This window comes from Asticcacaulis sp. EMRT-3 (genome assembly GCF_030027245.1).
Taxonomy (GTDB): Bacteria; Pseudomonadota; Alphaproteobacteria; order Caulobacterales; family Caulobacteraceae; genus Asticcacaulis.
This window is the reverse complement of record NZ_JASERT010000001.1, coordinates 1429324-1441238: the sequence shown is the minus strand read 5'-3', so window position 1 is coordinate 1441238 and position 11915 is coordinate 1429324. Positions and strand designations below refer to the sequence as shown.

Below are 11915 nucleotides of genomic sequence, written 5' to 3'. Positions count from 1 at the left end.
GCAGAAGAACCGCTCAGGAAAAAGCCGGAATCGGCTCGTCGGGCGGCATCTGCATCAGCTCGAACCAGTAGGCTTCAAGGCGCGACACCACATTATCATAGGTGTCGCTGCTGATCGGCTTGGTGATATAGCCATTGGCATGGCGGCTATAGCAGGCATTGATGTCGTTATCGGCGGCGGACGAGGACAGCACAATCACCGGAATGCGGCGTAAAGCCGGATCGTCCTTGACGGTGGAGAGAAAGTCGCGGCCATGCATGTGCGGCAGGTTGAGATCGAGCAGAATGATGTCGGGACGCGGGGATTCGCCGAATTCGCCTTCGCGGCGCAGGATGCTCAGGCCCTTTTCGCCGGTTTCGGCCACGGTGATGTCGTTGGCGATGCGCGCCCGCCGAAAAGCGCGGCGCGTCAGGACGGCGTCACCGCGATTATCCTCCACCAGCAGCACCTGGGCGCTGCGCCCGCGTTCGTTCAGTCTGGTCATGCGTCTGCCTGCGATGATCGTCAGTGAAATTTGTCAACCATTTCGCGCCGGGGGGCAAGGGTCTTTCGCCATCTTGTCCACAAACTGCGCGCAAGCCCCGGTTGCGGGCTTGCGAGGTGCGGCAAATCGGTGAAGATAGGGCTTTTTGCAGCTCAGACGCCGCCATTCTTTTTAAGAACAATGGGCTCCTCGCACATAGGCTTGGGCGGCCATTCTTAAAACGGAGTGTCGGCCTTGCCATGTGCGATGAATTAATGTCATCGCACATGGTAACAACAGGAGGCCTTGATGAACCCGCATGACAGCGGCGGCAACTTCATGCCGCATGGCTATTGCTTCCTGTGGCAACCCGGCGTTTTGTGGCTGCATGTCCTGTCGGATCTCGGCATTGTCATCGCCTATTTCAGCATTCCATTGGTTTTGCTGTATATATTGAGCAAGCGCAAAGACCTGCCTTTTCAGGCGGTTTTCGTGCTGTTCGGTGCCTTCATCCTGCTGTGCGGCCTGACTCACCTGCTCAATATATGGGTATTATGGCACCCAAACTACTATATTGAGGGTGTCATCAAGGCGCTGACCGCCATCACCTCGATCGCCACCCTGATTGTGCTGATCCGGCGCATTCCGCTGGCCATGCGCCTGCCCAGTCCGCGCCAGCTCGCCGAAGCCAATGCGCGTCTGGCCGATCTGTACCAGCAGAGCCAGGAACAGGGGCAGGTGGCGCTGACGGCGGTGATGGACAATGTGACCGACGGCATCATCACCATCGACGAACGCGGCACGATCGAGAGCTTCAACGCCGCCTGCATCCGCATGTTCGGCTATGCGGCGGACGAGGTGACGGCGCGTAATATCTCGATCCTCATCCCTGAGCCCGATCAGAAAAAGCACGATGGCTTTATCCGCGATTATCTGGGAGCTGGCGCCTTCAGCCGCGAAATGACCGGGCGGCGCAAGGACGGCCATACCTTTCCGCTCGACCTGTCGGTGTCGGAATTCGAGCTCGGCGGTCAGCGCCACTATATCGGCATATTGCGCGATATTTCCCGCGCCAAACAGGCCGAGGCGGCGCGCGAACGCCTGCTCAAGCGCCTGATCGATTCCAATACCGAGCTTGAGCGTTTCGCCTATGTGGCCTCGCACGACATGCAGGAACCGCTGCGCATGATGCTCAATTTCAGCCAGATCGTGGCGCATGACTATGCCGACCGGCTGGATGAGGATGGGCGCGAATATCTGAAGATCATCGGCGATTCGGCCTGGCGGATGCGCGACATGGTGCAGGATCTGCTCGAATATGCCCGCATGGGCCGCGAGGGCCTGAGCCTGGGCGAGGTCGATATGCAGGTCGAGATCAATCATGTGCTCGAAAACCTGCGCCAGCTCATTATCGATTCGGGCGCCGAAATCACCAGCGACCCCTTGCCGAAGCTCTATGGCAGCGCCGTGCAGATCATGCGCCTGTTCCAGAACCTGATCGCCAATGCCATTAAATACCAGCCCGAAGGCCAGACGCCGGTGATCCATATCGCCGCCGCCGAGGGCGGGGCCTTCTGGCAGTTTTCGGTCAGCGACAATGGGCTGGGTATCGACGAGGCCTTTATCGAGCAGGTGTTCGAGCCTTTCCGCCGCCTGCACAACTGGGAAAGCATCAAGGGCAGCGGTCTGGGACTGGCCGTCTGCAAGCGTATCGTCGAAAATCACGGCGGGCGCATCTGGGTCGAATCAAAGGCCGGTGAGGGCAGCCGCTTCAATATCTCGATTGCGAAAACGCTGCGCCCGCCGGCAGTGGAACCGTCACCAGACTTATCGGAACCGGAAAACCCGGAACAGGAGGCTTAATGGATCATCTGCTTATACGCGAAGGCCGTGCGGCGGAAATCATGCTGGTGGAAGATAATCGCGGCGACGCCCTGCTGGCGGCCCGCGCCTTCCGCGATGCACGAATCAAAAACAATCTGAGCATCGCCGATACCGGCGAAAAGGCGCTGGCCATGCTGCGCCGTGAGGGCGCATATGCCGACCAGAAAACGCCCGACATCATCCTGCTCGACCTCAACCTGCCGCGCATGAGCGGCGAGGATGTGTTGCGCGCCATCAAGGCCGATGCGGCGCTCAAAAGCATTCCGGTGGTGGTTCTGTCATCGTCATCGGCTGAGGCCGACATCAACCGCGCCTATGAACACCATGCCAATGCCTATGTGGTGAAGCCGATCGACCTGCAAAAATTCCGCGAAGTGGCCGCCAGCATCGAGCAGTTCTTCTTTATGCTGGCCATCCTGCCCGCGCCCGAAGCCTCCTGACCTGCCTGCATCATGTGGCTGCGGCGCAAATGTGACAGGCGTGCAAAATCCTACACAACCTTCCCTTGCGGAAATATTGTCAAACGCGGTGAAAAGGTGGATGCTTTCCGTTAACGGAAACGTCAACCTACCGGCGGGCGTTCGATAATCATATTTGCAGGGTCGTTATGAAAAAAGCTTTCCCCCAAGCCTTTCTGAATCATGCCGTCGTGGCGTCCGCCGTCTCTCTGCTGGCCTTAGGCCTGGCCGCCGGGGCTGCCCATGCGCAGGCCTATGACCGGCTGGTCAGCTTCGGCGACAGCCTGACCGATAATGGCAATCTGTATCTGGCAACCGGCAATCCGCCTGCCCCCTATAATCACCGCTACACCAATGACCGCACCTTCGCCGAATACCTGTCCGGCGACATGCTGAGCTATTTCACCCCGCCCGCCGGGGTCAATTCGGGCAGTATCAACTTCGCCTGGGGCGGGGCGCGCGCCGATAATGCCGCCAACAGCAACGGCCCCATCCCCAGCGTTTACACGCAGATCCAGACCTTTGTCGCCGAGGGCGGAAAGTTTGGCGCGAATGATGTCACCAGCCTGTGGGCCGGGGCTAATGATCTGTTCCAGGCCCTGCCGGGCGCGGCGGCCAATCCGGCCACGGCTCAGGCCACCATGACGACGGCGGCCACCACGGCAGCGGGCACAGTGGTCACCGAGGCCGGAATGCTGGCCGGGGCGGGGGCGAAAACCCTTCTGGTGATCAACCTGCCCAATCTCGGCGCCGTGCCGCAATTCAATACCGACGCCAATACCTCGGCCCTGACCGGCTATACGGGCGAAACCTTCAACGCCGCCCTGCATGTGGGCTTAGGTCAGGTGGCAGCGCAGGCCACAGGTAGCAATATCATCGAGGTCGATGTCTTTTCGGCGCTCAATGCTATTGCGGCCAACCCGCAAGCCTATGGTTTTACGGATGTTAGCCATGCCTGCATCATGGTTTCGACCTGCGTCACCGGTTCGATGGCAACGCAGAACAACTATCTGTTCTGGGACGGCGTTCACCCGACAGCGGCGGGCCATAGGCTGATCGCCAATCTGACGGCGCAATATCTCTACACACCCACCCTGACCGAAGGCGTGGCCATGTTCGCCGATGAGAGCTATGAAAGCCGCCGCGCCACGGCGGCTGAGATGGCGGGTCTGCTGCATGATGCGCGCGCCGGCGGCTATTTCGTGCAGATCGTCGGCACGCAGGGCACGCGCAACCGCACCGTGGGCGTGCAAAGCATGATCGGCGGCGATGTCGTCGATAGCAGCGCCCGCGCCTATGATTTCAACCAGTCGGGCCTGCGCGGCGGCATGATGGTTGCGCTCAGCGACACATCCAGCCTCGGATTTGGCGTTACGGCGGTCACCGGCGATACCGAAGCCTTCATGGTGCGTGCCAAGGCCACCGACATCAGTGTGGATGCCGCCTATGACTGGCATTCCGGCCCCGTCTTCGTCACCGCCGCTGTCGGCGCAGGTGCGGGCAGCTATGCCGATTACGAACGCGCCACCCTGTTTGGCCCCTACCGCAATTCGCGCGGCCATATCGGCACCAGCGCCTATTCCGCTTCGTTGCAGGCCGGGATCGACCATCAGGTCGGGCGCTGGACCGTCACGCCTCTGGCGCGTTTGTCTTACGTCACCGCCACCATGCAGGGCTTTGATGAGTTCGGCACCATCGCGGCGGTCGGCTTTGATGATCGCAAGGTGTCGGCCACCAATGGCGCGGTCGAACTGCGCGCCAAAGGCCAGCTCACTGAGAGCGTGGCCCTGAATGGTGTCATCGGTTACGAAGGCACCTTAAGCGGCGATGAAGGCGATCTGCGCGGCCAGTTGCTCAACAATACCGCCCAGCCCTTTGCCACCGCGATGGGCAATGTCGAAAGCCCCGGCGTGCTGGCGGGTATTGGCCTGACCACGAAGCTCGGCGGCTTTGATGTGTCGGCGCAATATCGCGGCACCTATGGCTCGAAGAAGCAAAAAAATCAGACCGCCCTTTTGTCGATCAGCAAGGCATTTTAAAGCGCTTCCCTTCTCCCTGCACAGCGGGGAGAGGGTGGTCGGAGTGCAGCTAATACCAATCTGCGATGACTTTGACTCATCCCAAATTGGCAAGGCCGACTGGCCGTCCGAGCTTATGCGAGGAGCCCATTCTTCTTAAAAGAAATGGCGGCGTTTGAGCTGCAAATAATGCTTATACCAACTTGCACCCAAATAGGTTCTGGGCTGCGCAAGTTGGTATAAGGCCGGATGAGGGGGCTCTTCCTACCCTACAGAATGCCCCTCACCCGGTCGTTTTCGCGTGGCTCAACTCCCGTCCTCTCCCCACATGTGGGGAGAGGTGAAAAGTTAAAGTCAAAGAGAAGCGGGCTCAGGCATAGACACTGACCGTCACGCCCGGCGCGGTGAGGGCGGCAGTGGTTACGGCACTGGCCTTTTGCGTCGGATCACTGGCGGCATTGACGCCGTAAGGGCCGGATTTGGGATGGGCCGGATCGATATGCTTTTTGGCGTAATCGACATCCGTGCAGGTCTTGCAGGTAAAGCCGTTGACCTGAACGGGCTGAGGATAATTCGTGCTGATCGTCATCGGAAACCCGCCTTCTGCCGGTATAGATGTCGTCTGATACGGCGCGGACAGCCATAAGGTTACATATTCAGATCAGCGAGGCGGCGATATTGATGGTCAGTGCCAGCACCGTGGCGTTGAACAGATAGGCGATCACGCAATGGACAAGGCCGGTGCGCCGCATCTGGGTCGAAGCGAAATCGACATCGGCGGTCTGGCCCGATGTGCCGATGATGAAGGCGAAATAGAGGAAATCCGTATAGTGGGGCGCGTCCTTGCCGGGAAAGATCAGGCAGGGTGTCTTCGGATTGCGCGACAGGGCCGAATAATAGCCGTGGGCGTAATGGAAAGCGAAGGCGGTATGGATAAAGGCCCATGAGGTGAGCAGGGTCAGAACCGACAGGCCGATATGCAGGGCGCCCAAGGCCCCGGTGGCGTCCTTTGAGGTGGCCAGTTCGAAGACGATGGCCACGAAGCTCAGGGCGGAGGCGATAATGGTCAGGATGAGGATCACGCCTTCGCCATCATCATAAAGATGGGCGTTTTGCGTCAGGCGTTCACGTTCGGCGGTAAACATGTTGTGCATCCCCATGCCGAGATAGAGGATGGCCATGACATTCCAGCCGATCAGGCTGGTGGTGGCCGTTTTCAGCGGGGTGAAGGTCTGGCAGGCCAGAAACGCGATGACGCCCAGCACCACGGCGATCAGCAATTGCGGTTTCTGGCGGAAATAGCGCACCACGACCAGATCGAGAAAGCCGCGCCCGTTATTACTCATGCACCCGTCCAGCCCTAAACCTGCAAAACCTTATTGAACATTTGTCCGTGATCGGCGCAATCTTAGGCTTGATCCCGAGGGGATTGTCAATTTACCTTTTGGGATGTGGAGGCCACGTGCCATGACCCTGGTTTGCGAAACCCATATCGACCTGCCGCAAGCGCCCGCGCAGGTCTTTGCCCTGCTCGATGATTTCAGCCGTGTGCCCGACTGGTTGACGCGCTGCGAAGGTCTGGCCAAGCAGGGCCACGGCCCCAATGCGGCGGGCGATAAGCTGCGCTATGCCTATGTCGAGGGCGGCAAGCACCGGCTGATGGATGGCGTCATCCTGACCCACGATGCGCCTTACCGCATGACCTGCCGGTATTTCGACAAGATGATGCAGGTGATTGTCGATTTTCAGCTCGAACCTTCGGGCAATGGCACGCGCCTCACCCATCGTATCGAGATCATGCCGCAATCCTTCATGGCGCGCCTGCTGACGCCGATGATCCGCGCGAAGTTGCCGCAGCAGACGAAACAGGCGATGGAGTCGTTGCGCGGCCTGCTGGCGCGTCAGATGGCGGCATAATTTTTTTGAGTAACAGAGGGGCGGTATGACGCTTTCACGACGTGGGCTACTGGCGGGCACGATCGGGCTCGGCCTTTTCGGTGGTTTGGCGGCCTGTTCGTCGAAGGTGACACAGGCGATCAGTTTCGCGCGCCACATGGTGAAAATCGAGAGGCGACATGGCGGACGCATCGGGGTGGCGGCTTTGCGCGGCAGCGACAAAAAGGGCCGTCTTGATCTCGATGCCGATCGGCGTTTCGCCCATTGCTCGACCTTCAAATGGGTGTTGGCCGCCGCCATCCTGCACATGTGCGATCAGGGCCATTTGAGCCTGTCGAAAATCATCCGTTATGGCGAAAAAGACCTGCTCGACTATGCGCCGGTCACGCGCCAGCACGTCAAAACCGGCCATATGACGGTGGCGGAACTCTGTGCGGCGGCGATTGGCGTCAGCGATAATACTGCCGCCAACCTGTTGCTGGGGCTGGTGGGCGGGCCTGCGGGCCTGACGGCCTTTGTGCGCGGGCTGGGTGATGATGTGACGCGCTTTGACCGCTTTGAACCCACCCTCAATACCAATCTGCCGGGCGATGACCGCGACACCACCACGCCCGCCGCCATGGCCGGGCTTTTGCGTACCGTCTTTACCGGCACGGCGTTGAAACCGGACAGTGTGGCGCAACTGAAGGACTGGATGGTGCATTGTCAAACCGGCGACAAACGCATCCGCGCCGGTGTGCCCGCCGGGGCGCTGGTGGCCGACAAGACCGGCACGGGCGCCAATGGCGCGGCCAATGATGTGGCCGTCATCTGGCCTGAGGGGCAAGCCGAACCGGTGTTTCTCGCCATCTATACTTCGGGCGGCAATCTCGACGATGCGGGCCGCGACCAGACCATCGCCGATATTACGCGCCTGGTCTTCGATACGCTGGGTCTGAGCGGTACGGCGGAGTCGTCAAGCTCGCAAGGCAGCCAATAAACACCTGATTCTGGGGGGATTATCGTAAGCGGTGTTCTGCCCCCACGTTCCCTTTTCGGCATTGATCTGCGCATGGCTTGTTCAGAGTTGAACGAGAGGGACTTTCTCCATGGAGACTACACCGGAGATTCTCACTGGAAGGGCGGTCCGCAGTGGGACCCGGCGTTCGCGCCGATGGCCGGATGAGGTCAAGGCGCGGCTTGTTGCAGAGACCTTGCGGCCTGGGGTAAGCGTCAATGAAGTGGCGCGCCGTGCCGGGGTAAAGGCGAACCACCTGTCTTCATGGCGCACCTTGGCGCGGAGGGGCAAGTTGATCTTGCCGGCGCCTGAGGACGACGTTGAATTTAGCGCTCTGGTGGTCAGCGAACCGGCCCCGGTCGCGGCTACGCATCCGGCTATCAGGCCTGAGATCGTGGTCGGGAATGTGACGATCCGTCTTGAAGACGACGCTTCAGCAGATCGTATTGCGGCAGTTGCGTGTGCCATGATGGCGTCGGTATGATCTTCCCGTCAAACCGGGTACGGATCATGGTGGCGACCAAGCCAATCGACTTCCGTAAAGGGCATGATGGTCTTGCCGCACTGGTGAAGAACCAATTGCACAAAGACCCCTTCACCGGCACGGTCTTCGTCTTCCGGTCGCGCAAGGCGGACCGCCTGAAGTTGCTCTATTGGGACGGCACCGGACTGGTGATGGCCTATAAACGGCTGGAGGCGCATGTGTTCACCTGGCCGGCGATCAAGGACGGACTTATGAGCCTTAGCCATGCTCAGTTTGAGGCGTTGTTCTCGGGGCTGGACTGGCGCCGAGTCCGGGCCCTGGAGGCGCGTGCACCGGAGGCGGTGGAATAGCTGCGACAAGATGACTCGGGGGGCATTTTAGGCAGGAAGGTAAAAGCGGATTTTGTTAGATTGCCGTCATGCTCAACCCCGCCAATTTGCCTGATGATATAGCGGTTCTCAAAGCCATGCTGGTGGCTTCTGAGGCCCGCAATCTGCGCAAGGATGACCGGATCGAGCGATTGGAGAAGCTGGTCGCCGCCTTCAGGCAGGCCGCCTTCGGGCGCAAATCCGAGAAGGCCGAGCCGGGTCAGTTTGAACTGGCCCTGGAAGACCTTGAAACCGCTATCGCCGCGATCCATGCTGAGGAAGAGGCCGATGCGCCTTGTGGTAAACGGGCTGCAAAGTCTCGCGCTGGCAATCGCGGGGCCTTACCCGGCCATCTGCCCCGCATCGAAGAGGTTATTGAGCCTGACAGTCTGCTCTGTGCCTGCGGCAACGGCTTACATTGCATTGGTGAAGACAGGTGCGAGCGGCTGGACGTGATCCCGGCGCAGTTCCGCGTCATCGTCACCCGCCGCCCCAAATATGCCTGCCGGGCCTGCACGGATGGCATAACTCAAGCCTCTGCTCCGGCGCGCCTCGTTCCCGGTGGCCTGCCGACTGAGGCGACTGTGGCTCATGTGCTGGTCAGTAAGTATGCCGACCATCTGCCCCTGTATCGGCAGGCCCAGATTTATAGCCGCCAAGGCGTTGACCTTGACCGGTCTACGCTGGCTGACTGGGTTGGCCGGGCCGCGTTCGAGTTGCGCCCGGTGTGGGGCGCCCTGATCGCCAATCTGAAGCAATCCACCAAGCTCTTTATGGATGAAACCCGCGCCCCGGTACTTGATCCCGGCGCACGTAAAACAAAAACCGGATACTTCTGGGCCCTGGCCCGCGATGACCGACCGTGGAACGGTGCGGCGCCGCCTGGTGTCGCCTTCACCTACGCGCCCGGGCGTGGCGGGCAGTATGCCGAACATATCTTGCAGGGCTTCACCGGCATTCTGCAGGTCGACGGCTATGCTGGTTACAATCGCCTGATCGCACCCGACCGTATCGGCCCGGCAATCCGGCTGGCCTATTGCTGGGCGCATGCCCGTCGTAAGCTGTTTGAGATTACCCGCGCCGGTCCGGCGCCAATCGCCGAAGAGGGCCTCAGGCGCATCGCCGATCTCTACAAGATCGAAGCGGACATCCGCGGTAGCGATCCGGCGGTGCGTCTGGCTGCACGACAATTACGATCTGGCCCCGTAGTGGCCGATATAGAGGCATGGCTCAACAATCACCGCAGCCGTGTCGCCGCCAAATCGCCGCTTGGCGAGGCATTGAATTACATCGCCAAATACTGGGGCGGCCTCTGCCAGTTCCTCGACGACGGCTGCGTCGAGCTGGACAACAACACTGTTGAACGCACGATCCGGCCTATCGCCCTGAACCGGAAAAACGCTCTCTTTGCAGGCCATGACGCCGGCGCTCAAAACTGGGCCATCATCGCGTCACTGATCGAAACGTGCAAACTGAACGGCATCGATCCCCATGCCTACCTGACCAACACCCTAAGGGCCATCGCGGGCGGACATAAGCAAAGCCAGATCGACCACCTTCTCCCTTGCAACTACGCCGTCAAGGTGTGAGCGAAACACCGCTTACGGATTATCTCAAAGTCAGAAACCCCACCACCACATCTCAGGCGCTTAGGCGCCTTCGTGCGGTCCCCCTCCCCAAACCCTGACGGGTTCAGGGAGGGTATAAGAGGGACGTGGTCTATACCTCCGAGCGTAGCGAAGTGGTGGTGGGGTTTCTTACTTTGATATAAGCATGGCCGCGTCTTATGCCCGGAAGACAGATACCGCTTGCAGCGCCTGACCATAGTCGCTGATCGCCGCAAGCTTGGCGTTGAATGCCGACCAGTCATCGGCCTTGGCAATCTGCGCCCAGATGGCTTCGATCTCAGCGATCAGCAGGGTTTCGGGATCGGCCTTGGCAAAACGTGGATGATCGAGCTTGTCAGGAGCAGCAGGCGCATAGGCGGCGAGGGCGGCGCGAAAAGCATCAAAGGCCGCACCCTGATAATGCGGGCCGCGCGGCCCCTGCATGGCGCGCGGTTCGCTGATCACGCCGCCGAACCAGTCATAAAACAACCCCTCGAAACTGCCATCGAAGCGCAAGGTTCCGGCAAAGGCAAAAAAGGCTTCGGCCAGAGGCGGCGCGTCGTCAACAGGCCGCAGATTAAAGCGCGCGCACAGGGCCCGTTGCAGCGCGTCCTGATAGCGGTCGGCAAAGGCGTTGAGGCTGGCCACCAGCGGGGCCTGTTCGCAGATCAGGGTGAGCGAACGGCCAAGCTGGGCCAGGTTCCACAGAACCGCATCGGGCTGGCGGCCATAGGCATAGAGGCCGCCCTCGTCGAAATAGGCGGCGGTAAAGCCCAGATCGGCATAGGGCAGGAAGCGGTAGGGGCCGTAATCGAAGCTTTCGCCGGTAATGTTCATATTGTCGGTATTGAGCACGCCATGCACGAAGCCCGCCGCCATCCAGCCTGCCGCCAGCGCCGCCGTTCGCGTCACCACCGCATCGAACAGGGCGGCGGTGTCGGGCGCTTCCGCTAAGATTTCGTTTGCGTTGCCCCTTCCACCGCTTCGCGGTTCTCCCTCCCCGTAAACGGGGCGGGAGACGTAGTTCTCGCGCACAAAGTCCGCCAGATCGCGCATCGTATCGGCATCATTGAGAAAGGCCAGCCGTTCAAACGTACCGAAACGGATGTGGCTGTGGCTGAGGCGCACCAGCACCGATGAGCGGGTGGGCGAGGGTTCATCGCCGCGCATCAGGGCCTCGCCCGTCTCGATCAGTGAAAACGATTTCGATGTATTGACGCCCAGCGCTTCGAGCATGGCGGTGGCCAGAACCTCACGCACTCCGCCTTTCAGCGTCAGGCGGCCATCGCCACCGCGCGACCACGGCGTGGTGCCCGATCCCTTGGTGCCGAGATCGAGCAGGCGGTCATGGTTGTCGAGCAGTTGCGCGAACAGAAAGCCGCGCCCATCGCCGAGGTCGGGATTATAGTGGCGGAACTGATGGCCGTGATAACGCAGGGCCAGAGGCATGGGCTGGTTATCGGGCAGGGGGGCGAAGCGGCCGAAATGACGGATCCAGTCGGCATCGCTCATATCACCAAGCCCGACGCTGGCCGCGGCTTGAGCGTTGCGATAGCGCAGCACGGTTTGCGGGAAATCGGCGGCGCTCACCTGATCATGCAGGGCAAGCGCGCTTTGGCTGAGGCGGGGGGCGGGACGATAGGGCATGATGCGCATGTCGGCGCGGCAGCCGCTTATGTCAAGCCAGTACACCAAGCAGCGATGCTTTGACTCATCGCAGCTTGGCAAGCGCGACTGCGC

Annotated in this window: 12 protein-coding genes; 8 read left to right on the top strand and 4 right to left on the bottom strand. The window is 60.5% G+C overall.

Going from position 1 to position 11915, the window contains the following annotated elements; all coding sequences use genetic code 11:
* Nucleotides 1–13: 13 nt before the first annotated feature.
* Entirely contained in the window at nt 14–484 is a 471-nt protein-coding gene (locus QB905_RS06935; protein WP_282973911.1) for a response regulator, read from the bottom strand.
* Nucleotides 485–772: 288 nt separating this feature from the next.
* Here QB905_RS06935 and QB905_RS06930 point away from each other — a divergent pair, with 288 nt between their 5' ends.
* The 3 genes from QB905_RS06930 (at nt 773) to QB905_RS06920 (ending at nt 4844) form a co-directional block, all read left to right on the top strand.
* Nucleotides 773–2326 (top strand): sensor histidine kinase, encoded by a 1554-nt coding sequence (locus QB905_RS06930; RefSeq protein WP_282973910.1) that lies wholly within the window; start codon nt 773–775, stop codon nt 2324–2326.
* The gene (locus QB905_RS06925; protein ID WP_282973909.1) at nt 2326–2787 is read left to right on the top strand and encodes a response regulator; all 462 of its coding nucleotides are present in this window, start codon (nt 2326–2328) and stop codon (nt 2785–2787) included. The genes QB905_RS06930 and QB905_RS06925 overlap by 1 nt, the downstream gene beginning before the upstream one ends.
* A 167-nt stretch (nt 2788–2954) precedes the next feature.
* Entirely contained in the window at nt 2955–4844 is a 1890-nt protein-coding gene (locus QB905_RS06920; RefSeq protein ID WP_282973908.1) for an SGNH/GDSL hydrolase family protein, read from the top strand.
* 349 nt (nt 4845–5193) lie between these two features.
* Here the strand turns inward: QB905_RS06920 and QB905_RS06915 are convergent, their stop codons facing one another.
* Both QB905_RS06915 and QB905_RS06910 read right to left on the bottom strand, forming a co-directional pair.
* Nucleotides 5194–5412: a hypothetical protein gene (locus QB905_RS06915; RefSeq protein WP_282973907.1), complete on the bottom strand. Its 219-nt coding sequence runs from the start codon at nt 5410–5412 to the stop codon at nt 5194–5196.
* A 67-nt stretch (nt 5413–5479) separates the two neighbouring features.
* Entirely contained in the window at nt 5480–6169 is a 690-nt protein-coding gene (locus QB905_RS06910) for a DUF1345 domain-containing protein (protein ID WP_282973906.1), read from the bottom strand.
* Between the two features lie 121 nt (nt 6170–6290).
* Between QB905_RS06910 and QB905_RS06905 the strand changes: the two genes are divergently transcribed.
* The 5 genes from QB905_RS06905 (at nt 6291) to tnpC (ending at nt 10157) form a co-directional block, all read left to right on the top strand.
* Nucleotides 6291–6740, top strand: a complete 450-nt coding sequence (locus tag QB905_RS06905) for an SRPBCC family protein (RefSeq protein ID WP_282973905.1) — start codon at nt 6291–6293, stop codon at nt 6738–6740.
* A gap of 25 nt (nt 6741–6765) precedes the next feature.
* On the top strand, nt 6766–7698 hold the full coding sequence (bla, locus tag QB905_RS06900) for a class A beta-lactamase (RefSeq protein WP_282973904.1): 933 nt from the start codon (nt 6766–6768) through the stop codon (nt 7696–7698).
* A 109-nt stretch (nt 7699–7807) separates the two neighbouring features.
* Nucleotides 7808–8200 carry an IS66-like element accessory protein TnpA gene (gene tnpA / locus QB905_RS15315; protein WP_461781760.1) on the top strand — a complete coding sequence of 131 codons (393 nt, stop codon included), beginning with the start codon at nt 7808–7810 and terminating at the stop codon, nt 8198–8200.
* Nucleotides 8197–8550, top strand: coding sequence for an IS66 family insertion sequence element accessory protein TnpB (gene tnpB, locus QB905_RS06895; protein ID WP_282972945.1), 354 nt, complete (start codon nt 8197–8199; stop codon nt 8548–8550). The genes tnpA and tnpB overlap by 4 nt, the downstream gene beginning before the upstream one ends.
* A gap of 68 nt (nt 8551–8618) precedes the next feature.
* Nucleotides 8619–10157 carry an IS66 family transposase gene (gene tnpC / locus QB905_RS06890; RefSeq protein ID WP_282973902.1) on the top strand — a complete coding sequence of 513 codons (1539 nt, stop codon included), beginning with the start codon at nt 8619–8621 and terminating at the stop codon, nt 10155–10157.
* A gap of 195 nt (nt 10158–10352) precedes the next feature.
* Here tnpC and QB905_RS06885 read toward each other — a convergent pair whose 3' ends face one another.
* Nucleotides 10353–11831 (bottom strand): protein adenylyltransferase SelO family protein, encoded by a 1479-nt coding sequence (locus QB905_RS06885; protein WP_282975598.1) that lies wholly within the window; start codon nt 11829–11831, stop codon nt 10353–10355.
* Between the last annotated feature and the right edge of the window lie 84 nt (nt 11832–11915).